Consider the following 22,294-nt stretch of genomic DNA (forward strand, 5'->3'; position numbering starts at 1 on the left):
CTAAGGCCCTATTTTCTAGCGCTGCTGCGCCATACTTTCTAGCGTTTTGAGCTGCCGCTCGAAGCGCTTTTGCCTTTTGTGTGCCCATACATACCACACTAGCATTCCGATACTAAGTGATGTCATAACTATCGTCATCTTGGTGATTTTCTCTGGAGCAGGGTCACCGAAAAAATAACGTTCCAACAAGAAAGCATATCCAAAGAGCACTGCCGTCCACGTTGAGTGCTTAGTAATGAAGGCAATCTTCACGTTATTTTTAATTTGTTTAGTCAACTTAATGAGATGATCCGCGGTTTGCGTATCTTTTGAAAACGCAGCCACTCTTCTTAGCCATAGCTGATAAATAAGCAAGGGAAGAGCAGTAGTAAGCATGAATATAAACATTGCGTGAGCGACAAACGTAAATTTATCCCAATTATTAATAAGCAAATAAACCGCGGGTATAAACGCTAGCGAGTCTATCACCATATACCAACGCTGCTTCGTTCGTTCGCTGCGCAAACTGGACTTTACTTCCTCAACATCGATAGTCGTAACTGGCTGAGTTTGCCATAGCGCAGATAGGGCCTCGTTTTGTTCGTTACCTACTGATATTGGCGGCGTCTTTTGATTTTCTTTATCTGAATTATGCATGCGGTTGCTCCTGCATGATACTTTGCTTGGCGCGTTTTAATATCACACCAACATGATTCTTAGTTAGGCCACATACGTCTGCTATTTCGTCGTAACTTAAGCCTTCAAGGGAAAGGGTAAGCACCTGTCTTGGTTGCAGTGGTAACGCTCTGACAGCGCGCAACAGGCGTTCTAAAGACTGGTGTTGGCTAGACATTTCTTCTGGGGATTTTGTGTTACTCGCGTACCCTTCAGAGCCCGTATCATCGTGGTCGTATTGGTGGGTATCAATACGCTTCACTTGACTTGCTACGTGAGTCACAGCGCGGTTGTGAGCAATTTTCAAAATATAAGTTTTTACGCTGCTATCGCCTTTAAAGCGAGACAGTCCTTGCCAGACTGCAATAGCAATTTCTTGCAATAGCTCTTGTTGCATCGCTTCGTTTGCCTCATAGCTGTTAGCTACACGGCCAAGTAGTGCTCCGTATTGCGCAAAAACATCTTCAAAACCCTGGCCCAAGGTCACATCCCTAATAGCAAAAACTGTTGTTATTTTATTGTGTTACTTCTATCAGTCTGCCCATGCCAGTTTTTATTACAAACTTTTTTCATTCCCGTTGTAATTTTTTTGAGCAGCTCCCGACTACTGATAATAGAAATGAAAATAGAACATGCTGTATTGAGAGATGCAGGCACTTCTTTAAATGCTTCGACCTTAAATGAGGAAAACACTATGTCTACGTTAAGTTTAGTTTTGTTGATTGGCAGCATCACGTCGCTTGCGCTTTTGGCAAGCTACCTAGACGCAAAATTTCAGTGGCGATTGAACGACTGGATGAATGGCGAGTGCAGTAACCCTTTTGTAAAAGCCGTTACTGACAAACAGCAGAAGCGTTTAGCGGAAAAAGATGCGCAAATTGAATCTCTGATGGCTAGGATTGAAACCCTTGAAACCATTGTCACTGAGCCTGCTTACGAGCTAAACAAAAAAATCAACGCCCTTAAGTAAACACGCTTATCAGGGGTCGTTGAATTAATGTATAGTAAAGTTCAACAGGCACTAGCTAGATACGGGTGGGCGACGCATAAAGCGGGGCACTTTCCCCATTGCAATAGCGTTACCCACCAGCACAATCACGACACCGAGTACGGATAACACACTCCAGGTATAGCCTTCAAAAAACGTTGAGATAACCAGTGCAACCATGGGGTATACCAGCACCACGTAGGCAGCCTTGTCAGCGCCCATCTGTTTTAAAAGCTTCATGTAGGCGCCAAACGCAAACACAGAACCAAAAATAGCCAAATAAACAAGTGATAGATAGAACTCAATGTGGGTAGGTATTCTTAGTTCACCAGGCATAGCCAGCGAGGTGATGAAAAGCAGCGCCATGGCGTAGCTCATAGCATAAAAATTCATTTGAATAACAGGTGTGCCCGAGGTCAAAATACGCTCGGAAATAACGTTGCCCGTTGACGCACAGAAAAAGCTGACAAATGCGATGGCAAGACCGGTGGCTAGAGCCGCGTCCATAGAGACTTTTGAAAACTCAGGCACAAATAAACACACAATACCTACTAAGCCAAAGGTGGCCCCAACCACTACTTCTTTTCTTATGGGCTCTTTTAGCCACCACCGGCGAAGTACAACGTTAATGTAAATAATGCATGAGCTCATAAGTGCCAGCAGCGCACTAATGATATGCGCTTGCGCAATATACAGCAGCGTGTAGTTTAAGCTGTATAAGAAGAGCCCTACTGCCGCCATTTTCACATGAACGTGTAAGGGAAGTTTTAGCGGTAAACGTTTAATAACACAGTATGCCCCCAAACACGCCGACGCTAAGAAGTAGCGAAGCGCTATGGCAAACGTTTCTGATGTGTGTCCGATTTGATAGGTTATTGCTATCCAGGTTGAGCCCCAAATTAGGCAACAAAGAGCAAATAAGGTCGCATTGTTCATAACCGCGTTTTAACCTAAAAACTCTGTTAAATGGGCAAGGGCTTTATCAAGCAGCTTTTGCCTGGCCCCATTCCCAATCCACGCATTATGTGGCGTTACCAATAAATTAGGTAAGGGTTCTTTTAGTAATATATGGTCGATGGGCGGTGGCTCTACGCTCAGTACGTCTAAGCCTGCACCACCAATCTTGTTGTGCTTAAGCGCATGGTAAAGCGCCTTTTCATCAACCAGCCCGCCACGAGCGGTATTGATAAGAAAAGCTGTTGGCCGCATCAATGACAGCGTATCTGCGTTAATAAGCTTTTCGGTGTCTTCAGTAAGCGGGCAATGGAGGCTTATCACATCGGCATCGGGTAAAAGGGAAGTAAGGCTAGGGCGAGGGTCGTCTTGTTTACCGGGGCGAGCAGCAATACTCACTTTCATCCCCATAGCTTTGAACAATGCTTCTACACGCTTACCAAGTTCGCCGTGCCCCACGATCACCGCGTGTTTACCTGCAAGCTCGATCACTGGGTGATTAAGTAAGCAAAAATGAGAAGAAGCGGACCATGCCTGCTTATCCATATCGCGTTGATATGCCACAAAGTTCGTAGCCAAATTCAGCACTAAGGTTAACGCGTGCTGCGCCACACTATCAGTGCCGTAGCCCTCTACATTTTGAACGGAAATACCCGCTTGCTTACAATAATCACGATCGATATTGTTCATACCAGTGGCCGTTACACCAATATACTTAAGCTGTTCTGCCTGCTTTAAATCTTCGGCATTTAGCACAACTTTATTTACTAAAACCGCATCGGCTGCTCGAATACGCTCGACAATCTCTTTAGCATGGGTCTGCTGATAAAGTGTGACGTCGGCATTGAGACTATCAAGCACAGAAGTATCAAGGCTCGGTAAATCCATGGTTTCAGCGTCTAAAAAGACAACTCGCTTTTTTTGCCCGTTGCGCGACGATTGTGTCTGGCTATCTTCAACTTTACCGTTCGAAGTATTGTGTTTTGTCATTGTCGATAGGCCTACATTACTTCCACAATAGATTCTAACGCTGCTTTTACGTTTACAGGAATGGGAATAGCTTTATCGGTCTTCCTATCTACAAATACATGTACAAATTGACCATGCGCCACGCGTCGCTTATTTTCGCCGGCATACACAGACAAGCCATAGGTCACCGAACTTCGGCCAATTTTGATTACCCGTAGTCCTACAAAAATGTCTTCAGGATATGCCGCCGGAGCCACGTACTGGCATTGACTACTTACCACATACGCAACGGTTTGCCCGTTGTGTATATCTAAATTGCCTTTTTCAATCAAAAAGCGGTTTACCGCGCTATCAAAAAAACCGTAATACACAACATTGTTGATATGACCGTATGCATCATTGTCTTGCCAGCGGGTGGCAATAGTGACGTTATAAGGGTAATCGGCAAGTGTTGGTGTAATATCAGTCATGATCAATCCTTGGCATATAGATTTAGATGAGTGTTGTTGCCCAATCAACACAAACAGTGAACATATATAGCGCCTAAGCGCTATATCGTATTTTATTGTTTGTGCTATGAATAAAGCACCATATCGTCACGGTGAACGGCAACATCGCTTGTTTCATAACCTAACACATTGGCGATTTCTTTCGACTTTTTCCCTTTTATTAGGGTTAAGTCTTTTGCGTTATATAAGCAAAGGCCTTTAGCGATAACTTCTCCATCGCACATCACTTCAACGGCATCACCTTGTTCAAATGAACCGATCACGTTCAAAATACCAGTGGGTAATAGCGACGCACCTTTGCTTACCAGCGCCTCTTTCGCACCGCTATCTACCTCGACTCTGCCAGCGGTTTTAAGGGTGTGAGTAAGCCAAAGCCTTCGGGCGCTGGCCGGTGTGCTGCTAGCAGTGAATAAAGTCCCAGGTACCTTGCCTTCAAGTAAAGCATCGAAGGTTTCGCCTTTTCGCCCATTAACAATAAGGGTTTGGATACCACTGCTGGTGCACTTATCCGCCGCTTCAATTTTTGTACGCATACCACCTGTACCTACCGCAGTACCCGCGCCCCCCGCTAGTCCGTAAATAGTACGGTCGATTTTTTCCACCTTCGGAATAAGGGCAGCAGAGTCATCTTTTCTGGGGTCTGCAGTAAATAAACCGTCAATATCAGAGCAAATAATTAAGGTATCAGCCTGCGCGACCAATGCCGTGTAAGCCCCCAAATTATCGTTATCACCCACTTTGAGTTCATTAACGGCAACTGTGTCATTTTCATTCACAATGGGTAGAGCATTGTGATTTAAAATTTCACGTAACGTGTTTTTGATATTTACGTAGCGCGTTCTATTGCGTAAATCATCTGCCGTTAGCAATACCTGAGCGCAAGGGAAGTCAAAAAAGCGCTGCCAGTTGGCCATCATCAGGTTCTGGCCAATTGCAGCCATGGCCTGCTTCTCCGCAATAGAAGCGTTGTGGCGAACTTTAACTTGGCTACGACCAGCGGCGACACTGCCAGATGAAACCAAAATTACTTCTTTGCCAGCCTCTCGGCTTGCGGTAATAAATCGAGCAAGAGATAAAAGGTAGCGTCCGCTACACCCATTACCTTCAGGTGCAATAAGGGCACTGCCAACTTTAATAACAGCACGTTGCCAATTAAAACAATTCATAGGGGGGAAGAAAAAAGATAACAAGAGCTTAAGAATACGACAGTTAAAGCGTATAACAAAACGTTCTGTTACAGTTTTTTTGCGTTAAAACATGGTTAGTTTACGGTCAAAAAATTGGATTGTGCGTGCCATGCTTATATACTAGCAAGTGTTATCTTATAACAATTCTAACTTACAAGTTGCAAGGAACCTGCATGAGCACCGCAAAACGACACTTTTTCTGGCTAGCGCCAGTGTTGTCTATGCTGATTTCTCTTCCTAGTACCGCCGCTATAAAACAAACAAAAGGCGACTTTGAAGATAAATTCCGTCAGCTAGACGAAGTACTTCCTACTCCCAATGTTTATCGCAACGCCGCTGGTGAGCCTGGTCATCAATACTGGCAACAGCAAGTAGATTACGATATCGATGTAAAGCTGCTTGAAGACGAGCGCCGTATCGAAGCAAGCGAAGAAATTACGTATTACAACAACTCGCCCGATACCCTTAAGTACTTGTGGGTCCAGCTTGACCAAAACAAATTCCGTGACGACTCAATGTCTGCGCTTACTACCACTTTCGGTGGCATTGGTAACCGTGGACCAGGCACGCAAGCCGCAAGTGGCAATACGCCCGCTAAATTAAGCATGGGCGCACTGCGCCGCCAGCAGTTTGTTGAAGACAATGAACTGGGTTACACCATTTCTCGCGTTGAAGACAAAGCGGGCAATGACTTACGCCACACCATTGTGGGTACCCTAATGCGGGTTGACCTAGCTAAGCCACTAAAGCCGGGCAGCAAAGTAACCTTTGATATCGACTTTGCCTTTAATATTGTTGAAGAAGATGCGGTTTCAGCACGTGCAGGTTACGAGCACTTCCCAGATGATGAGCGCGAAGGCGGCAACGATATTTTCTTGCTAGCTCAGTGGTTCCCTCGTCTGGCGGCTTACACCGATTACGAAGCGTGGACTAACAAAGAGTTTATTGGCCGTGGTGAGTTCACCCTAGAATTCGGTAACTACGAAGTAGATATCACGGTTCCAGCTGACCACATCGTATCGTCAACAGGTGTGCTTCAAAACCCGAAAGACGTGCTTACCAAAACACAACGGGATCGATTGAAAAAAGCAGAAAAAGCTGACCGTATCGTATTCATCGTTTCTCCTGAAGAAGCTATTGAAAACGAAAAAGAAGGCACCTCTAAGCTTAAGACTTGGACCTTTAAAGCGGATAACGTACGTGATTTTGCTTGGGCTTCGTCGCGTAAGTTTGCATGGGATGCACGTGGCTATCAGCAAGGTGGTGACACTCAGCCGCTTGTAATGGCAATGTCCTTCTACCCGAAAGAAGGTGGTGAGCTTTGGCAGAAGTATTCAACAGAGTCAATCATCCACACTATGGATGTATACAGCCGTTTTAGCTTCGATTACCCATACCCAGTAGCGCAGTCAGTCAATGGTCCAGTTGGCGGCATGGAATACCCCATGATCACCTTTAATGGACCTCGTACAGAACTTCGTGATGACGGTTCACGCACCTACTCGCTAGCTGAGAAACGCTTCCTAATTGGCGTAGTTATCCACGAAGTGGGCCATATCTACTTCCCTATGACAGTAAACTCTGATGAGCGTCAGTGGACGTGGATGGATGAAGGTCTTAACAGCTTCCTAGATGGCGTTGCCGGTCGCGAATGGGACCCAACGATTCCATGGGGTGTAGAGCCGCGTGATATCACAGGCTACATGAAGTCTCAGACGCAGGTGCCAATTATGACCCAGTCTGACTCGGTACTTCGCCTAGGTCCTAATGCTTACACCAAGCCAGCGGTAGCATTAAACATTCTTCGCGAAACTATCCTTGGTCGTGAGCTATTTGACTTCGCATTTAAAGAATACGCGCAGCGCTGGATGTTTAAACGTCCAACTCCATCTGATTTCTTCCGCACTATGGAAGAGGCCTCGGGTGTAGATCTAGATTGGTTCTGGCGCGGTTGGTTTTATACCACGGACCACGTAGATATTAGCCTAGACAGTGTACACAAGCTGCGTTTAGACACTGAAGATCCAGATATCGACTTTGCTCGTGAGCGCGAAGCGGAAATGGAAAAGCCTAAGTCACTTACCGATATTCGCAATAAAGAAGAAGGTAGAAAGCTGTGGGTAGACCGCTTTGAAGATATTAGCGATTTCTACGATGAAAACGACCGCTATACCGTAACCAACAAAGAGCGCAACAAGTACAAGAAGTTCCTTGATAAGCTTGAACCTTGGGAGCGTAAAGCCTTTGAACGTGCGGTAAAAGAGGACAAAAACTACTACGTGCTAGATTTTAGTAACAAAGGTGGTTTGGTAATGCCGATTATTCTTGAGCTAGCCTTTGAAGACGGTACGAAAGAAGAAATGCGCATTCCGGCGGAAATCTGGCGTCGTACACCTAAGGCCGTCAGCAAGCTTATTGTGACTGACAAAGACAAAGAGCTGGTAAGCGTTACGGTTGACCCACATTGGGAAACTGCGGACGTAGACGTGGAAAATAACCACTACCCACGCCGTATCATTCCTTCTCGCATTGAAGCGTATAAGAACAAGCCGCGTAACACTTACGAGTACCGCGATCTTATGCACGATTCAAAGACCGAGCTAAAAACTGACGACGAGGATAAAGATGACGAATAAGTTGTCTTTATCCCGCCTGCTGCAGAGCTCTCATGCTCTGCTTGCAAGCGTTAGTGGGTTGGCTATTGCGGCTTCGCTATTTGTTAGCGCGATGTCGTTCAGCACAATTGCCCAAGCGCATCAAATAAAAGCAGCGATAACAACGGTACTGTTCAACCCCAGAACAGAAAATATCGAAGTGATGCACCGCTTTAATTTGCATGATGCTGAGCACGCGGTTAAAGCCTTGTTCGATAAGCATGCAGATATTATGGATGACGTTGAAACACAGCAGCAGTTTGCTGATTACGTTGCCCATCACTTTGCGATTTTAAATGCGGCAGGCGAATCGTTAAAACTTGCAGATGTGGGCTTTGAAGTTGAAGGTAAGCACTTTTGGGTTTATCAAGAAACTGCTGAACCGCCTGTGCTAGAAGGCATTAAAATTCGTCATGATGCATTGCGTGACTTATGGCCGAAGCAAGTGAATACGCTAAATGTAGAAGGCAAGGGCGATATTAAAACCCTCACCTTTGCTGATAGTGTAAATCTGCTGGAAGTGAGCTTTAAAAGTCAAAGTAGCGACCATCATTAATACCTAGCAGTATAGGTTTATGAAAGCCCACCAGCATTCTTTGTCAAACGACAGTGAAAGCTGGTGGGCTTTTTTGTTTACGTGTTTCACGGTGCCCTTGTAGATAATGGATGCCTATCTCAGTCCTCGCCCCCCTCTAGTTCGAGAGTCGCATTCGAATAGGGAAAATCAAATATCTAAAACACACTTTATAATTGTCGTGTGAGACCGAAGTCGTATAGTCATCTTGGCATGCATGCTCTACCTTAACTATGGATAAACAGTTAATGAGGTACATCATGACCAATAGCGCTACAGCACCGTTGCCTTCACAGGTCAAGAAAACCCAAACAAGAAGCGAGCGCCGCGCTAAAAAAATGCGTACTGCTAACGCTGTAGAGCGCGCTGAGCAAAAGGTAAATGATGAACTAACCCAAGATACTAATTTAGCAAAGGGTAAAACCAGCAATGCGTTCGCTGATAAGAAAAATATCATGTGGGTGCTGTTGAGCGGTGCCATGGCACTGACATTTATCGTAATGCTATTTCTGCCAGATACAGGCATGGGCGGGGGCCTAATATCAACTTATTCTGCAATGCTATGGTGTGGATTCTTTGGTGCTGCACTTTGGCGTTACAGAACAAAAAGCGGCTGGGCTGGCTTTGCTTATGGCAGCGTTATAGGACTAGTGCTTCAATTTATTTCTCAGATCATCTAAATATATAGCACTGTGTAGGCCGCACACTTCTTATGCAGTGCTCAATCTTATATTTAAATCTCTGCCTGATTCTATAATCTTAACCTTACTATCAAACTACCCAATGAGATACTTGGTGACTTATGGCTCCTATACCCGATCCAGCCGCCGTAGTTAAATGTATAAAGGGTCAGAGTACTTTTTAAGTCATGCTTTAAACGATAAATATTAATGTTCCTTTCCGTCTTCAATAAAACAGAGTGAACCTATGGCAGAGAAGCCAAATAAATCCCCCGAATCGCCGCCCCGTTCAAGCAAGGCAGTACCCTCGTCTCGCCTATCTCGTATAGGCCGCTTAGGCACGTTAGCAGGTAGGATTGCAGGTAATGTGGTTTCTCAGGGTGCTGGCCAGTTACTAAAAGGTGAGAAGCCGGTCTTGTCTTCGCTGCTTTTAACACCAAAGAATATTTCAAATATTGCCGATCAGCTTGCCAGTATGCGTGGCGCCGCCATGAAGCTTGGACAACTCATTTCCATGGATGCGGGTGACTTTTTACCCGAAGAACTCGCCGCCATTTTAGGACGTTTACGGGATGATGCTGACCCCATGCCCAAGGACCAGCTAATAGCCACGCTAAATCAGTCTTGGGGCGACAGATGGCAAGATGACTTACTTTACTTTTCCTTTGCTCCTGTTGCCGCAGCCTCCATAGGCCAAGTTCACAAAGTTATTACTATGGACGGTAAAATGTTAGCGGTAAAAGTACAGTACCCAGGCGTGAAAAAGAGTATTGATAGCGATGTGGATAACGTAGCAACACTTATAAAGCTTACTGGCTTGGTGCCAAAATCATTAGATATAGGCCCGCTATTACAGGAAGCCAAAGCACAGCTTCACCAAGAAGCGGATTATGAGCGAGAAGCCGATATGCTTAATCGTTATCGCAACCTAGTTGAAACCACTGCTATCCGATGCGAAGAACAAAGCGCGTTTATTATTCCAAAGACCTATGCACCGCTTACCACAAGCACGGTACTAGCCATGGACTTTATTGAGGCGAAAGATTTAGATGCGCTAAGTGATGAACCTCAAGAAGTCCGAGATGCCGTGATGACAGCGTTAATGACGTTGTTTTTTAATGAGGTTTTCCACTTTAAGCTGCTGCAAAGCGACCCTAACTTAGCCAACTATCAGTTTAAACCTGATACCAAGGAAATCGTGCTGCTAGATTTTGGTGCCACTCGCGAAGTGCCTGAAAATATATCTCAGCAATACCAAACTTTGCTTAAGAGCGCCGCAGACAATGATAAAGCACTGATGCAGCAAGCTGCATACAATATTGGGCTTATTGATGACAGTCATTCTCAGATGCAAGTAAATGCAGTCATAGATATAGGCATGGAAGCCTGTGAAGCCATTCGCTTTGAGGGGGCTTATGATTTTGGAAAAAGTGATTTAATCGCAAGACTTCACGAAAAAGGAATGGCGCTTACAATGGAACATAACTTTTGGCACACACCGCCGGTCGATGCGCTCTTTATACATAGAAAGCTCGGAGGTTTATTTTTGTTAGCGAAGCGGTTGCAAGCCAAAGTGGATATGCGAAAGGCCGCAGGCAACTGGCTTTGCTCTTAACAAGGTTTGCTCCCATCTTACGATGAATCCTACCGCGCTTTGGGCAGCTTGTTTGAATGCTGCTTGTTTGAAAGTGGGATTATCGGAAAAGGACGAAGACTCTGCTTGATGCCTTCGCCTAATTTTTACACTTCTAATAGCACTGAGCCGGTAGTATTGGGTAGATTGCGTTGCGTTTAATAGGGCAGTTCCATACTAAAAGGTAAGGCCATCTGCTCTTTGCTTTTCGGCGGGTTACCAATCATCTCGTCGTACGGTGTATCGTGCTTCATTACAGCCTGCTGAACGCGACAATGAGCGAACGCTTCACGTATATGCCCGGCACTAAAAAAACGCATTGGCTTGTCTTTATTGTCGTAAAGCATACCGCTTTGTTTATCGATAGTCAGATAAACCAAATAGACGTTCATTTCATAAGACTGAACTTCTAAGTAGTCAATAACCGCCGGCGACTCTTCAATATCCCGAAAATAAAACTTATGCATTTTCCAGCCTCATGAAATTAGCGTGCGCATTACGCTCGCCCTGCTTTGCGTTGTTTATATTGAATATGGCAAGGGCGAAATAATGACTGTTATACGCTATGCGAGGTTTTCAGGTTCATTCACAAGATGAAGTGGAGGGCGGTGATTTTTATGTCGCACTGCGTTAGCTAAAACCAACAACGAAGCAATAGAAAAAGCGGTGTACACAAGAGCAGCTACCCCCATTCCAGTTGCTATCCATAGGAGTGGGAAAACCAGCAACCTAGGCCCTTCTACAGCGAGTGCAACTTTTGCTCTCGACAAAATAAAGCCATTTTGTATGCCCATAACAACTACGGTTATTACAGTAATTAGTTGATGATGCGGTGGCAGACTATGCATATTCCAAAATAGGTAAAGCATTATCCCTAGTGCAATAACGTATTGTATAGCAGTGTACCGTGTAACGGCTCGGTGTAACTTTGGATGATATGATTTGAATTTACTCACGCTTACTATCCTACAAGGGCACATTTAGGCAACACTGGGACTCAAGGACTCAAAATGTTAGTTAATTACTGTAAATAGCAGTGCTCTAGCATTTGCTTTTCAATGATTAATCAACACATTAGTACACAAAACCCCAAATGTTAAACAATTGTTTTAAAAATTACTTTCACATTTACATTATATGGCGAACTGGAAGATCGAAAAAATGGGGAGTTCCCACTAATTTTTGGACGAAAACAAATCGGAAAGTGTCTTTCAAACGTTAAAATCTGTTCAAAATAAGGAATTTGGATTTTGAGGGAACATTTCTCTTGATTGATTTTCTAATTTTGGGTGTTATCTCTGGTAGTATTACCGAAAGGATATTTTTGTAGCGGAGTCATTATGAGCGAATCGTCAGAAAAGAAATCGTTAGGCCCACATTTTATTATTGTCGGCATCCTTCTTATCGTTATTCTGGCTGTAGTTTTTTGGCCAAGTGACGAAGAGCCAGAGCCAGTCATTACGCCTGAACCTGAAGTGACCGAGCCTGAAGTCACAGCGCCGCAAGAGCCAGAGATTTTTGAGCCTACCCAGCCTGCGCCCACCGTCGAGCTTGAAGAAAAAGACGACGTTGAACCATTGCCAGAACCCGTTGAACCAGATCCAGAACCACTTGATACAAGCGACCCAGCAGTCAAAGCGTCATTGATTGAGAGTTCATCAGCAGACGAAGAAACCGTAAATCGTATGCTGGTTAATGAAGGGCTTATTCAGCGCTTTGTAGTCTCTGTAACTAATCTAGCGAACGATGAGATGGCACCAAACCATCAACTACTTACGCCGCCAGAACAAAATTTCCGTGTTTATTCTCAAGCAGGAAAGCAGTGGATTGACGCTGCAAGTTATAAACGATATACGCCTTATGTAGATATGCTGGAGTCGTTCGATAATGAAGCGCTACTGAATATCTACGGTATTTATAAAGACGATATCCAAGCGAAGTTTGCAGAGATTGGTAATCCAGACCAAGACTTTAACAGCGTATTGCTAGAGGCCATAGACCAGTTACTTGATACACCAGAAGTACCGGTTCCTGTTGAGGTGTATACAGATTCGGTAGCTTACAAGTATGCCGACGATCGTTTAGAAAACCTTAATGAGCCACAAAAGCAGCTACTGCGTACCGGGCCAGACAATATGCGTCGTATTAAAGCAAAGCTACGTGAATTGAAAGTTTTGGTTGAAGAGCGTGGATCTAACTAAATTTCAACAACAACTTAAGGGCACGTCTTTAAAAGCGCGCCCTTTGCCTCCCGTCGACCAATGGAGTCCAGATTTTTGCGGTAATATTAATCTGACGATAGCCCTTGATGGCCGATGGTTTTACGAAGGCAGCCCTATCGGGCGGGCAAGCCTGGTCGAGCTTTTTGCCTCTGTACTGAAGCGAGAAGGCGATAAGTACTTTTTAGTTACCCCTGTCGAAAAGGTAGGGATCACTGTTGAGGACACGCCCTTCCTAATCACCCAATGGCATATAGAAAGAAATGAAGGCGGCGAAGCGAGTGAAATTGAGATAGAGGTTGAACCGACTAGTGACTGCACCTATGTATTTACTACGCAAACCGGCGACACTGTTCGCTTAGAGCGCGAAGATCAGCTAGAACTTCGAGTTCCCCCACAAGCTATTCAGGACCCACAGGCAACACCTATTCCTTACATTCGCGTTCGTAGAAACCTATGGGCAAGGCTACATCAAAACACTTATTATCAGCTGTTAGAACAAGCCAAAGAGTCATCGAATGGTTCGAATACGCAATTTAGTATTCAATCTAGTGGTACGACCTTCGTATTGGGTGAAATACTTTAAACACCCTAATTCCCGTTTTTTACTCTTACGTTACCTATGGTTACGCTACTAGTCTTGCACAGCTATTTTGCGCCTGTAACTTGCACCTACTATTAAAATACGTATCGCCATCGACATGTCATTAAAAGCACTTTATTTTGCGTTATCTCGTTGTGTGCATTACATTCGATGTAGTCTATAAAACAATCAAAAGAAGACCTACATTATGAAAAAGCCTTTGATCACCCTTGCGATTACCAGCGCACTAATTTCATCACCTTTTTCTACGGTTGCCGATACCCTCATACACGCGGGAAAAGTGTTTACTGGCACCTCAAAATCACTTCAAGAAAAAATGACCATTGTTATTGAAGGCAACAAAATAGCGGAGATAAAGAAAGGGTTTGCTAAACCACAAAAAGGCGACACCGTCATCGATTTAAGTGCTTCAACGGTTATGCCCGGTCTTATGGATATGCATGTTCATTTATCGTCGCAACACGGCGGGCCGCAAACCTACTTAGAACGTTTTTCACTTAATGAAGCCGATTACGCACTGCGTGCAGCAAACTACGCAGAAATAACCTTAGATGCAGGCTTTACCACAGTGCGTAATCTTGGTGATGGCTATAACGAAACAGTGGCTTTAAGAAATGCTATTGCGAAAGGCTATGCTACCGGCCCACGTATTTACACGGTAGCTAAATCTATTGCGACTACAGGCGGACACGCCGACCCAAGCAATGGTATGTCTCACTTACTTCGACCAGATGTAGGCCCTAAACAGGGCGTAGTTAACGGCGAAGTGGAAGCCCGCGAAGCGGTGCGAGCCCGTTATCAAGATGGTGCTGACCTAATCAAAATTACTGCAACTGGCGGCGTGCTAAGCGTAGCTAAAAGTGGCCAAAACCCTCAGTTTATGACCGACGAATTAGAAGCGATTGTCGATACAGCAAAAGATTACGGTATGACGGTGGCAGTGCATGCTCATGGTAAAGAGGGCATGAAACGCGCAATAGAAGCAGGAGTGGATTCTATTGAGCACGGTACCTACATGGACAATGAAATTCGCACCCTAATGAAGAAGCACGGCACCTATTATGTACCTACTATACTGGCTGGGAAGTTTGTAGCAGATAAAGCCAAGATTGATGGTTTCTTTCCTGAGCTCGTTCGCCCTAAAGCAGCAGCCATCGGACCTTTAATTCAAAATACCTTTGAACAAGCCCACAAAGCGGGCGTAAAAATTGCTTTTGGTACAGACAGTGGTGTATCGGCCCATGGCGACAATGCACAGGAATTCTCTTTAATGGTTGAAGCGGGAATGAAACCTGCTGACGCGCTACTTAGTGCTACCGTTAATAGCGCAGATTTACTGGGCATAAGCGACATTTTAGGTACGTTAGAACAAGGCAAGTTAGCAGACATTGTTGCTGTTCAAGGCGATCCGCTTGATGATATATCGCTTATGGAAAGCGTGTCTTTTGTGATGAAAGACGGGGTAGTTCACAAGCAGTAAAACAATAAAAGTGGTAGAGGTTACATGGCACTAGGTAAAAAGGTTAAGCACAAAACCAAAAAGCTTATCGATTCCAAACACATGTTAAAGGGTATTACCTTAGCGTCATTTTTAGAATCGACCATTGTTCCTATACCGCTTGAAGCCGTTATGGTGCCGTTAATGCAAGCTAGACGAGAGTCGCTCTGGAAAATTGCATTGATGGCTACCGTGGGCTGTGTGATTGGCGCTGTTTTTGGCTATGCCCTTGGCTATTACCTTTTCGACCTTGTTGGTCAGTGGGTTATTGATACCTTTTTTAGTCAAGACCAGTTCGACAGCGTTAAACAACAAATGCAAAATCAAGGCTTTTGGTTTGTGATGACGCTAGGCATCGCGCCTATTCCTTTTCAAGTGGCCATGTTAGCTGCCGGTGCCACCCAATACTCTCTTCCGCTTTTCCTTTTAGCCACGGTTATTGCCCGCGCTATTCGCTATTTTGGCCTTGCAGTAGTGGTGTATTACGCAGGTGACAAAGCAGAGCAACTTATAAAACGCTACAAGATGAAAGCCGTGTTTGCTATCACGCTAGTGGTAGTCTTACTGTGGTGGCTGTCTAATATGTTCTCCTAACTGAAGAGTCTTTCGAATTGAAGGCGCTAAAGCTATCAAGATAGCATCGACTAAATCGTGCGAGCTCCCCCTTAAATTCCCAAATCAAATTACGCCAATAGATTTTTTGAACTTTACATTTGATAATGATTCTTATTTGCACTAATGTAATATAAAACAGGAGGTGCTTATATGAATGTTCAACGTTTATGCCCAGTTTACAGAAAGTGGCTACAGCTAAACCCTTCAAGCGCGCGAGAGCATCGCTTAGCAATGCAGGCACAAACGCAGAAAGCCCATCAACAGGGTGAATTAGATTATGCCAGAGAGTTGGGTTATCAAACTTTTGAAGCCGCGAAGGCCATTCTTAACGCGCTGCAGCCCATATCCTCTCAAAAAGTAAACGCGGTGCAAGAAGATATACTCGCGTTCGGCACTATGGGCATGTACTTATCATCTTTACTTGCTCAAGAGCACAAAAGACAAGAATCTCACGCAATTTTGCAGGAGTGCCAACAGCAGCTAATTGCCATATTGCCTTTGCATGCCACTAACCCGTCTGTATGCCGGCTTATATCCGCCATTCAGCACACGCTTGAGCAAACCTACGAACCTCAAATTAGCAGACAGCTTGCTTCTGCAGCTCTGCATTAAATCAAACAGTTGAAGGAGCAAATGATGATGTCGAAACAAATCCCAAATGAAGACGGCTTTGTCTCTTTAAGTGTGAGAGCATCTGTACTTCAAAAAATGCTTAAAGGTGAAGTTCTACATATGACAGATGTTCACTGCCATTGTGCTCACAGCAAACGTACGCTTCAAAACTTGCTGCTAAAAGCCGTTGCAGACAGTTCAGAACGTTAACCTGAAACGCTAGCTCGCAAGCGTATAATACAGACAGGAGCAAAACGGAACATAACTTGATACAGGATAAATAACTCAAACGTTTTTATTTTGCAATTAAGCTATGAGAGGATACCGTGGAACCTTCGTCTAAATGGAAAGAGATAACCGCTAGAGCGGGATATAGCGCCAAAACCGTCATGTACGTTATGCTTGGTGTCTTCATTCTTACATCTGTATTTACTGCGCTTAACCGTGAAAAAGCCTCTCAGTCCAATGTCTTTCTTACACTTAAAGAACAACCACTCGGACAGATCTTATTAGGCATTCTTGTTCTTGGCTTAGCATGCTATGCCTGCTGGCGTTGGCTGCAGATTTTCATTACTGAAAAATCAGATGATGACAGTTGGTTCATTCACATTATAAATAAGCTGTTCTTCTTTATATCAGGCGCGTTCTATTTTGTTGCTGCTTACGCGGGGGGTAAAACCTTATTAGAAGTACAAAGTGATTCTTCATCGCAAGGTAGTGGAAAGAAGGTGAGTGAATTTCTAATGCAATACGAATGGGGGCTGTTGCTTGTAGCCGCAATCGGACTTTGCATCATCATATTTGCCATTGTGCAGTTCAAACATGCTTACACAGCAGACTTTTTAAAGAAGTTTTCACTAAACGCTTTAAATCAGCGCATTAGAAAGAGTGTGAAAGTAACTGGTCGCCTGGGGTATACCGCACGAGGAGTCGTTTATTCCTTAGTAGGTGGATTTTTTATCCTTGCCGCCATATTAAGTAACCCATCGCAAGCAGGTGGATTACAAAAAGCACTAGAAACCTTAATGATGCAACCCTTCGGCCCTTATCTAATTGGTGCAGTAGGCGCAGGCTTTGTTATGTTCGGCCTTTATTGTGCGCTGGAGGCGAAATACAGAAAGGTAGAGTAGGAAATTTAAATGGAAGGTGCTAAGAGCTTAAATTTGAATGATAAAAGGGCGCTTAAGCTCGCCCTTTTTTAATAACATATTGGTAAGGCAAAGTCTCTGTTTGAGACGCTATCAATGTATGATCCATAAAACGGCAAAAGCTAGGAATATCTCTTGCCGTTGATGGGTCGTCAGCCGTGACCGATAAGGTTTCCCCATCGGCCAGCTTACGAATATTTAAACGCACCATCATCACCGGCTCCGGGCAACGTAAGCCTAGTGCGTCTAGATGCTGACTTGCTGCGCTAAAGGCGCTATCAAAATCAGATGCCATAGTTTTGACGGTAGGCGTTAATGGCATTGATTTCATTATCAAAACCGCCTTTCTCAATCAGATAAGCCACCACATCGGCTAGCGATACGATAGAAATCACCTGAGTGCCAAAATCACGCTCTACTTCTTGAATAGCTGACAGTTCACCATTACCGCGCTCTTGTCTGTCTAATGCGATCAATACGCCAGACAAACTTGCCTGCTGCTGTTCAATTAATGTCATCGATTCACGAATAGCGGTACCCGCGGTGATTACGTCATCCACCAGCATAACCTTGCCTTCAAGCGGACTGCCTACCAAATTGCCGCCTTCACCGTGGGTCTTCGCTTCTTTACGGTTGAAGCAATAAGGGACATCAAGCTTGTGGCTATCGGCCAGTGCCACGGCGGTAGTCGTCGCAATAGGAATGCCTTTATACGCTGGACCAAACAGTACATCGAACTCGACACCTGCATCCATTAGCGCATCAGCGTAAAAACGCCCTAGCTTGGCCAAATCGCCGCCGCGATTAAACAAACCGGCATTGAAAAAGTACGGGCTAACGCGGCCTGACTTTAAAGTGAATTCGCCAAATTTCAGTACGCCACGTTCAATGGCAAACTCAATAAAATCACGCTGAAACGCTTTCATGATGACCTCTTAATTTCTAATTTACGCGTTGGTTCTAACTACGTGTCGATGACTCGCTTACGCTAGCGCCGCTTTTTGAATGTCGAACAATTCACGTAAACCGTGCTTACCAATTTTCAGCATCTCGTCAAGCTCTTCAAACGAGAACGGTTCGCCCTCTGCAGTACCTTGAACTTCAATCAGCTTGCCGGTTTCGGTCATTACGATGTTCATATCTGTCTCTGCCTCAGAGTCTTCGGTGTACTCAAGGTCAGCGATTGGCGTACCTTCGTAAATACCTACTGAAAGGGCGGCAATCATATGTTTAAGCGGGTTAGTTTTGATAATGCCTTTTGCACGCATGTAAGTAAGTGCATCAACAAGAGCTACACACGCACCGGTAATTGACGCTGTACGCGTACCGCCGTCGGCCTGAATAACGTCGCAGTCTAACGTAATGGTGTTTTCGCCCAGAAGTTTTAAATCTACCGCTGCGCGTAGTGAACGCGCAATTAGACGCTGGATCTCTAACGTGCGGCCGCCTTGTTTACCGCGCGCCGCTTCACGGCCGCTTCGCGTATGAGTAGCACGTGGAAGCATGCTGTACTCAGCTGTAATCCAGCCTTTCCCTTGGCCCTTCATAAAGCGTGGCACACCTTCTTCTACCGTCGCATTACACAACACCTTAGTGTTACCAAACTCTACAAGAACAGAGCCTTCTGCGTGACAAGTGTATTGGCGAGTAATTGTAACAGGGCGAATTTGACTGGCGGTTCTGCCGCTTGGACGCATAGTGTTCTCCACAACGTAAGTGCTTAAAAAAGGGTAGCGTTTTACAGGTTTTATTGGCGATATGTGAATAGAAAGCCCAATTCGCGGTCAAAACCTATAAATTCGATGTAGCTACGAAATTGCGCCTAAGTATAACGCAATACCCGCGGCCGTTAAAAACGAACTTTACATGTTTGCTTATTGAATTACGTAAATGTGCGCTAATATACAAAATACAAGAAAACCTGCTGTAGATATTCACGTATACAACACGACGTTCGGGTTGTTTTTGCAGGCTTTCAGTTAAATTTAAAGGATATTTATGATTTACAGCATGACAGCGTTTGCACGCGTAGAAACCAAAAAAGAGTGGGGCTCAGCCGTATGGGAAATACGCTCGGTCAACCAACGCTTTTTAGAAACCTATTTTCGCTTGCCGGAACAGTTTCGTTCATTAGAGCCAGTTTTACGTGAACGATTCCGCAAAAAGCTAGCGCGAGGCAAAGTTGAATGTGCACTTCGCTTTACTGCTAACGATGCTGCTGTAACCAAGTTAAGTCTAAACGAAGAACTGGCTAAACAAGTGCTTCACGCTGCCGACTGGGTGCAGTCACATGGTCAGTCTACGGGTGTAAACCCACTAGACGTTTTGCGCTGGCCTGGGGTAATTGCAGCGGAAGAAGCCGATATGGATACCATCCACGGTGACGTAATGGCAGCGTTCGATCAAGCGTTAAACGACTTTATCAGTGCTCGCGCTACAGAAGGGGAAGCCCTTAAAGGTATGATCACGCAGCGCCTAGACGCCATTGAAGTGGAAGCTGAAAAAGTGGCCGCACGTATGCCTGAAATCATGGTGTGGCAGCGAGAAAAAGTGCAAACCCGCTTTGAAGAGGCAAAGGTAGAGCTTGATGCAGGCCGCTTTGAACAAGAAATGATCATGCTGGCGCAAAAAGTAGATGTGGCGGAAGAGTTAGATCGTCTGAATGCTCACGTTAAGGAAACCCGCAATATCCTTAAGAAGGGCGGGGCAGTGGGCCGCCGTTTAGATTTCATGATGCAGGAGTTTAACCGCGAATCGAACACGTTAGGTTCAAAGTCTATCAGCACCGACATCACACAGTCAGCCGTTGAACTTAAAGTACTGATTGAGCAGATGCGCGAGCAAATTCAGAATATTGAATAATATCCGTTGGAGTCCAAAAGCCTCCGCTAAAGCCCAGCCATACTGGGCTTTTTTATTTTTATGAAGCCCCATGGCTTGATGCACCTCAAAGATATTTTTATATATCGCGGCGAACTGATCGAACAGAAAGTTGAAAACCACCAGGCGCTAAAATTTTATTTAGTACCGAGACGCGAGGATCGGTATTCCCTTTCTCGATATCGCGCAATGTTTTATCAGACACCTTAATAAATTTCGCGTACTGTGTTTGGGTCATGCCATAAAGTTGGGTACGAACTTGCTTTACTAGTTCGCCTATGCCGATAATATTGTTTGCAAGATCATCTTCAAGCTGAGCTAAAGTTTCTTTTCGTTGTTCACCCGTCAACCTAACCATCATAGACTCCCATTGCTACTAACTTAGTTTTAGTGTTACTAAAACCAATCGCCGGAAAATTCAATATCTCATCTGGGCAGTGCAATCTTTTCAACCTCTCAGGCAAGTCGATTAGTTTTTCTGCCAGTTGCCGCAAAAATAAAATTATTTCATAAGGCTCACAATAATCTGAAAGCTGCTCTGCAATGATTAAAAAATTAACGTGCCCACCTACTTCGCAACTTCGCCCCCACTTAAATAAACGGGTTACCCCTTCTTCATCGGCTTTCATAGGAGCAAAATCATAGATGGGTGCAAAACAAATATCGCCGTCATATTTTAAAAATGAAATGTTGCGGCCGTGATTGTCTGAGTTACCGAAGACAATATTTAAAAAATCTCTAACAACATATTGCTTAGCAAATTCGTTTTTCGTCATTTGAGTTGCAGAATTTATTCTTCGCCACACCGTCTCCATCACATCAAAATGATCTTGATAGCTGCCAGGCTCGGCATTAATGATTGAATAAATACTTTCCAATCCAATACGACTAGCCACACCACTTTCTATGCGGACGTCAAAGCGAGGTAGCCATAAACTAGCTTGGCCACTTTGTTTATCTTCTAATATTTTTAGCTTTTCAACATCGATGGTGGAAACATTGGTCCCCTTCAGAATCTCCGAAAGTGCCTTATAAAAAACGCCCTCAGCTTTTAAGATGTTGTTATCTCGAGTTGAGCGTCTATTTCTAGCAAACTTGGTTAAATAAGGTGTGGCGGTCAACGGCTTACCTGCAAAGTCCCCATCAATGAAAACATTATCATCTTCAAGCATGAGTAGCAGTTTTGGTGCAACACCACCAGCTCCTGTCGCCCCTCCTACTGCGGCGCCTTGTTCATTAGCATACTCTAAAAAGTCATATTGTAATGAAATCACGTTCTCAATTGGAAAACGGCGAGAGTCGATATTAGCTTCTGTCGGTACGGCTTCTTTTATTCTTAAGTTACCAACGGGCGACATACAAGCATTAGTCAACAGTGCGTAATTTTGTTGAAACTCGTCTGAGCGACTGACATTAAGATAACTGAGCCACCAATCTCGAGACTTACCCACCGGCAAAATATCATCTAATAGAGCTGGCCAATGAGGGTAGTCTTTAGGAACAATGCTAATAGGCGCATTGACGGAACATGCCCAGCAATCTTTAAGCTCATAGCTTGCGACCTTAGCAATATATTCATGCTCATAATACAGCGAACAACTTGCATTGATCCGCTCATCAGAAAAACACAAAGTAGCAGCATCCCACCATTGGCCTTGATTAAATAATTGCAGTGTGACTGTTTGCATCATCTATCCAGTAGTTTATTACCGTTTAGTATAAAATATTAGCACAGCTTCGGTAGAAATCTACCGTTTCAATGTAAAGCAACAATCATTTCCAGTAACAAACTACCGCCAACTATAAAATGGATTATCTTTGTCAGTACTTTGTTTGCGTTTTTCCCAATTTAGATAGCACTAAGCCCAGACTTCTATGTGGGTATGGTGCTGATGCAGTATGTTTGGTAACTCTTT

26 protein-coding genes are annotated in these 22,294 nt (G+C 44.5%); 13 read left to right on the forward strand and 13 right to left on the reverse strand.

Annotated elements, in window-relative coordinates:
• Positions 1-15 precede the first annotated feature (15 nt).
• Together PCAR9_RS19715 and PCAR9_RS19720 are read right to left on the reverse strand one after the other, a co-directional pair.
• Positions 16-636, reverse strand: a complete 621-nt coding sequence (locus PCAR9_RS19715) for a hypothetical protein (RefSeq protein WP_179985061.1) — start codon at positions 634-636, stop codon at positions 16-18.
• Complete coding sequence (locus tag PCAR9_RS19720) at positions 629-1,135, reverse strand: RNA polymerase sigma factor (protein ID WP_179985062.1); 507 nt, start codon at positions 1,133-1,135, stop codon at positions 629-631. Before PCAR9_RS19720 ends, PCAR9_RS19715 begins: the two co-directional genes overlap by 8 nt.
• 213 nt (positions 1,136-1,348) lie before the next feature.
• Between PCAR9_RS19720 and PCAR9_RS19725 the strand changes: the two genes are divergently transcribed.
• Positions 1,349-1,624, forward strand: a complete 276-nt coding sequence (locus PCAR9_RS19725) for a hypothetical protein (protein ID WP_179985063.1) — start codon at positions 1,349-1,351, stop codon at positions 1,622-1,624.
• Between the two features lie 51 nt (positions 1,625-1,675).
• Here PCAR9_RS19725 and PCAR9_RS19730 read toward each other — a convergent pair whose 3' ends face one another.
• The 4 genes from PCAR9_RS19730 to proB form a co-directional block, all read right to left on the reverse strand.
• On the reverse strand, positions 1,676-2,578 hold the full coding sequence (locus tag PCAR9_RS19730; RefSeq protein ID WP_179985064.1) for a DMT family transporter: 903 nt from the start codon (positions 2,576-2,578) through the stop codon (positions 1,676-1,678).
• A gap of 9 nt (positions 2,579-2,587) precedes the next feature.
• The gene (locus PCAR9_RS19735; RefSeq protein ID WP_179985065.1) at positions 2,588-3,586 is read right to left on the reverse strand and encodes a D-2-hydroxyacid dehydrogenase; all 999 of its coding nucleotides are present in this window, start codon (positions 3,584-3,586) and stop codon (positions 2,588-2,590) included.
• Between the two features lie 11 nt (positions 3,587-3,597).
• Positions 3,598-4,035 (reverse strand): acyl-CoA thioesterase, encoded by a 438-nt coding sequence (locus PCAR9_RS19740; RefSeq protein ID WP_179985066.1) that lies wholly within the window; start codon positions 4,033-4,035, stop codon positions 3,598-3,600.
• A gap of 104 nt (positions 4,036-4,139) precedes the next feature.
• On the reverse strand, positions 4,140-5,240 hold the full coding sequence (proB, locus tag PCAR9_RS19745) for a glutamate 5-kinase (RefSeq protein WP_179985067.1): 1,101 nt from the start codon (positions 5,238-5,240) through the stop codon (positions 4,140-4,142).
• A 194-nt stretch (positions 5,241-5,434) separates the two neighbouring features.
• Here proB and PCAR9_RS19750 point away from each other — a divergent pair, with 194 nt between their 5' ends.
• The 4 genes from PCAR9_RS19750 (at position 5,435) to PCAR9_RS19765 (ending at position 10,784) form a co-directional block, all read left to right on the forward strand.
• The gene (locus tag PCAR9_RS19750) at positions 5,435-7,897 is read left to right on the forward strand and encodes a M1 family aminopeptidase (RefSeq protein WP_179985068.1); all 2,463 of its coding nucleotides are present in this window, start codon (positions 5,435-5,437) and stop codon (positions 7,895-7,897) included.
• Positions 7,887-8,471: a DUF6702 family protein gene (locus PCAR9_RS19755; RefSeq protein ID WP_179985069.1), complete on the forward strand. Its 585-nt coding sequence runs from the start codon at positions 7,887-7,889 to the stop codon at positions 8,469-8,471. The genes PCAR9_RS19750 and PCAR9_RS19755 overlap by 11 nt, the downstream gene beginning before the upstream one ends.
• Before the next feature lie 278 nt (positions 8,472-8,749).
• On the forward strand, positions 8,750-9,169 hold the full coding sequence (locus PCAR9_RS19760) for a hypothetical protein (RefSeq protein ID WP_179985070.1): 420 nt from the start codon (positions 8,750-8,752) through the stop codon (positions 9,167-9,169).
• Positions 9,170-9,416: 247 nt separating this feature from the next.
• Positions 9,417-10,784, forward strand: a complete 1,368-nt coding sequence (locus PCAR9_RS19765; protein WP_179985071.1) for an ABC1 kinase family protein — start codon at positions 9,417-9,419, stop codon at positions 10,782-10,784.
• Between the two features lie 176 nt (positions 10,785-10,960).
• Here the strand turns inward: PCAR9_RS19765 and PCAR9_RS19770 are convergent, their stop codons facing one another.
• Positions 10,961-11,269: a DUF6482 family protein gene (locus PCAR9_RS19770; RefSeq protein ID WP_179985072.1), complete on the reverse strand. Its 309-nt coding sequence runs from the start codon at positions 11,267-11,269 to the stop codon at positions 10,961-10,963.
• 96 nt (positions 11,270-11,365) lie between these two features.
• The gene (locus PCAR9_RS19775; RefSeq protein WP_179985073.1) at positions 11,366-11,758 is read right to left on the reverse strand and encodes a hypothetical protein; all 393 of its coding nucleotides are present in this window, start codon (positions 11,756-11,758) and stop codon (positions 11,366-11,368) included.
• Between the two features lie 384 nt (positions 11,759-12,142).
• Between PCAR9_RS19775 and PCAR9_RS19780 the strand changes: the two genes are divergently transcribed.
• From PCAR9_RS19780 to PCAR9_RS19810, 7 genes are all read left to right on the forward strand, one after another.
• On the forward strand, positions 12,143-13,003 hold the full coding sequence (locus tag PCAR9_RS19780; RefSeq protein ID WP_179985074.1) for a DUF3014 domain-containing protein: 861 nt from the start codon (positions 12,143-12,145) through the stop codon (positions 13,001-13,003).
• Positions 12,990-13,607, forward strand: a complete 618-nt coding sequence (locus tag PCAR9_RS19785; protein ID WP_179985075.1) for a DUF1285 domain-containing protein — start codon at positions 12,990-12,992, stop codon at positions 13,605-13,607. The genes PCAR9_RS19780 and PCAR9_RS19785 overlap by 14 nt, the downstream gene beginning before the upstream one ends.
• A 205-nt stretch (positions 13,608-13,812) precedes the next feature.
• Positions 13,813-15,105: an amidohydrolase family protein gene (locus tag PCAR9_RS19790; RefSeq protein ID WP_179985076.1), complete on the forward strand. Its 1,293-nt coding sequence runs from the start codon at positions 13,813-13,815 to the stop codon at positions 15,103-15,105.
• 24 nt (positions 15,106-15,129) lie between these two features.
• Positions 15,130-15,717, forward strand: coding sequence for a YqaA family protein (locus PCAR9_RS19795; RefSeq protein WP_179985077.1), 588 nt, complete (start codon positions 15,130-15,132; stop codon positions 15,715-15,717).
• Between the two features lie 171 nt (positions 15,718-15,888).
• Positions 15,889-16,350, forward strand: a complete 462-nt coding sequence (locus tag PCAR9_RS19800) for a hypothetical protein (RefSeq protein WP_179985078.1) — start codon at positions 15,889-15,891, stop codon at positions 16,348-16,350.
• 27 nt (positions 16,351-16,377) lie between these two features.
• A complete protein-coding gene (locus PCAR9_RS19805) occupies positions 16,378-16,560 on the forward strand; it encodes a hypothetical protein (RefSeq protein ID WP_232091260.1) in 183 nt (60 codons plus the stop codon).
• Positions 16,561-16,676: 116 nt separating this feature from the next.
• Positions 16,677-17,480, forward strand: a complete 804-nt coding sequence (locus PCAR9_RS19810; protein WP_179985079.1) for a DUF1206 domain-containing protein — start codon at positions 16,677-16,679, stop codon at positions 17,478-17,480.
• 52 nt (positions 17,481-17,532) lie between these two features.
• Here PCAR9_RS19810 and tusA read toward each other — a convergent pair whose 3' ends face one another.
• Genes tusA through rph form a run of 3 tightly spaced genes read right to left on the reverse strand, consistent with a single transcriptional unit; the run spans position 17,533 to position 19,195 of the window.
• Positions 17,533-17,793 (reverse strand): sulfurtransferase TusA, encoded by a 261-nt coding sequence (gene tusA, locus PCAR9_RS19815; protein ID WP_179985295.1) that lies wholly within the window; start codon positions 17,791-17,793, stop codon positions 17,533-17,535.
• Positions 17,783-18,424 (reverse strand): orotate phosphoribosyltransferase, encoded by a 642-nt coding sequence (pyrE, locus tag PCAR9_RS19820; RefSeq protein ID WP_179985080.1) that lies wholly within the window; start codon positions 18,422-18,424, stop codon positions 17,783-17,785. Before pyrE ends, tusA begins: the two co-directional genes overlap by 11 nt.
• A gap of 57 nt (positions 18,425-18,481) precedes the next feature.
• Positions 18,482-19,195, reverse strand: coding sequence for a ribonuclease PH (gene rph, locus PCAR9_RS19825; protein ID WP_014951432.1), 714 nt, complete (start codon positions 19,193-19,195; stop codon positions 18,482-18,484).
• Positions 19,196-19,496: 301 nt separating this feature from the next.
• On the opposite strand from rph, the gene PCAR9_RS19830 reads away from it, so the two are divergent.
• A complete protein-coding gene (locus tag PCAR9_RS19830) occupies positions 19,497-20,360 on the forward strand; it encodes a YicC/YloC family endoribonuclease (RefSeq protein ID WP_025257194.1) in 864 nt (287 codons plus the stop codon).
• 97 nt (positions 20,361-20,457) lie between these two features.
• On the opposite strand, the gene PCAR9_RS19835 is transcribed toward PCAR9_RS19830, so the two are convergent.
• Together PCAR9_RS19835 and PCAR9_RS19840 are read right to left on the reverse strand one after the other, a co-directional pair.
• On the reverse strand, positions 20,458-20,739 hold the full coding sequence (locus PCAR9_RS19835) for a helix-turn-helix transcriptional regulator (protein ID WP_232091261.1): 282 nt from the start codon (positions 20,737-20,739) through the stop codon (positions 20,458-20,460).
• Positions 20,729-22,066, reverse strand: coding sequence for a HipA domain-containing protein (locus PCAR9_RS19840; RefSeq protein ID WP_179985297.1), 1,338 nt, complete (start codon positions 22,064-22,066; stop codon positions 20,729-20,731). The genes PCAR9_RS19835 and PCAR9_RS19840 overlap by 11 nt, the downstream gene beginning before the upstream one ends.
• Positions 22,067-22,294 lie beyond the last annotated feature (228 nt).

The sequence above is a fragment of the Alteromonas macleodii genome (assembly GCF_903772925.1).
GTDB lineage: Bacteria > Pseudomonadota > Gammaproteobacteria > Enterobacterales > Alteromonadaceae > Alteromonas > Alteromonas macleodii_A.